General features: G+C 70.0%; 2 protein-coding genes. One reads left to right on the top strand and one right to left on the bottom strand.

Annotated elements, in window-relative coordinates; translation table 11 throughout:
* Window positions 1–1,011, top strand: a 1,011-nt coding sequence (locus O3X23_RS39345) for an FAD-binding oxidoreductase (RefSeq protein WP_269278625.1), incomplete at its 5' end; no start/stop codon positions are given.
* Between the two features lie 169 nt (window positions 1,012–1,180).
* Here the strand turns inward: O3X23_RS39345 and O3X23_RS39340 are convergent.
* A partial coding sequence (locus O3X23_RS39340; RefSeq protein WP_269278622.1) for a CGNR zinc finger domain-containing protein occupies window positions 1,181–1,516 on the bottom strand: 336 nt, incomplete at its 5' end.

The raw sequence follows: 1,516 nt of genomic DNA, 5'->3' as shown, positions 1-1,516 counted from the left end.
GGGTTCCTGGCCTCGACGGGGGTCGGGGGGCTCACACTCGGCGGCGGCGTCGGCTACCTGACACGCCGCTTCGGTCTCACCGTCGACAATCTGCTGTCGGCGGAGGTGGTGCTCGCCGACGGAACCGTCGTGACCGCGAACGACGAGGACAACGCGGACCTGTTCTGGGCGCTGCGGGGTGGCGGCGGCAACTTCGGCGTGGTCACGGCCTTCACCTTCGCCTGTCACCCGATCGGCGAGGACGGCATCGTCATCGGTGGCCCCGTGCTGTACGACCTGGCGGACGCCGCAGCCGTGATGCAGTGGTACAGAGAGCTTCTCCCGTCCCTCCCGGAAGAGCTCAACGGCTGGCTGGGACTCCTCACCATCCCACCTGCTCCGCCGTTCCCGGAGGAGCTGTGGGGCCGCAAGTCCTGCGCGATCGTCTGGTGCTACACGGGTCCGCACGCCAAGGCCGAAGCGGTGCTGGCTCCGGTCCGCGAGTTCGGCTCGCCCCTGCTGGTCGGGCTGCAGGAGATGCCGTTCCCCGTGCTGCAGAGCGCCTTCGACGGCCTGTATCCGGCGGGCCTGCAGTGGTACTGGCGGGCAGACGTCTTCCATGAGATCTCCGACGAGGCCATCGACGTGCACCTCAAGTACGGCGAGAAGCTCCCCACGGGCCACTCCACCATGCACCTGTACCCGATCGACGGGGCGGCGGCGCGGATCCCGGAGGACGCGACGGCCTTCGCCTACCGCGGCGGCGGCTGGGCCGGTGTCATCGTCGGCGTCGATCCTGACCCGGCCAATGCCGGACTGATCACCAACTGGGCCCAGCGGTACTGGGAGGAACTCCATCCCACCTCGGCGGGCGGCGCCTACGTCAACTTCCTCGGGGACGAGGGTCAGGACCGGATCCGCGCGTCCTATCTCGGCAACTACGACCGCCTGGCCCGGATCAAGGGGCGCTACGACCCGGAGAACCTGTTCCACGTCAACCAGAACATCCCGCCGGCCGGCCGGCGGCCGTGAGTCCATCTCTGCTCGACGCGATGTCGTAGAACGCGATGTCGTGGAACGCGATGTCGTGGAACGCGATGGGGCTCGACTGACGCGAGGTTGTCGTTGGCGCGGGTCGGCGGTGCTCGAGCGACCCGGCACGACGTCCTGCCGGCCGCCCCGGGTCACCCGGAGACGGCGGCTACCGGCCTTCTTCCTTCGCCTTGCGGCTGCGGTAGGCGCGCATGGCGACCTGGGCTCCGCATCGGTTGGGGCTGCAGTAGGCGGCGGATGAGTTGCGTGTGCGGTCGTAGAACCCGAGATGGCACGGCGGGTTCCGGCAGGCCTTGAGCCGCATCCAACTGCCGCGCAGGGCGACGTCGGACGCGGCGGCGAGCATCGCCGCGAGCGCGCCGGGCACTCCGGTCTGGGTGGGCGCGAGGTGTACGCCGGTGGCGGTGATGACAGGGGCCAGGGGATACAGCCCCGCGCTGCGACGCAGATACTCCTCGGCTCCGGCACGGCCCGGGTCGTGCTG

The organism is Streptomyces sp. H39-S7 (assembly GCF_027158205.1).
Lineage (GTDB): Bacteria > Actinomycetota > Actinomycetes > Streptomycetales > Streptomycetaceae > Actinacidiphila.
This window is presented reverse-complemented; position numbering and strand designations above follow the sequence as displayed.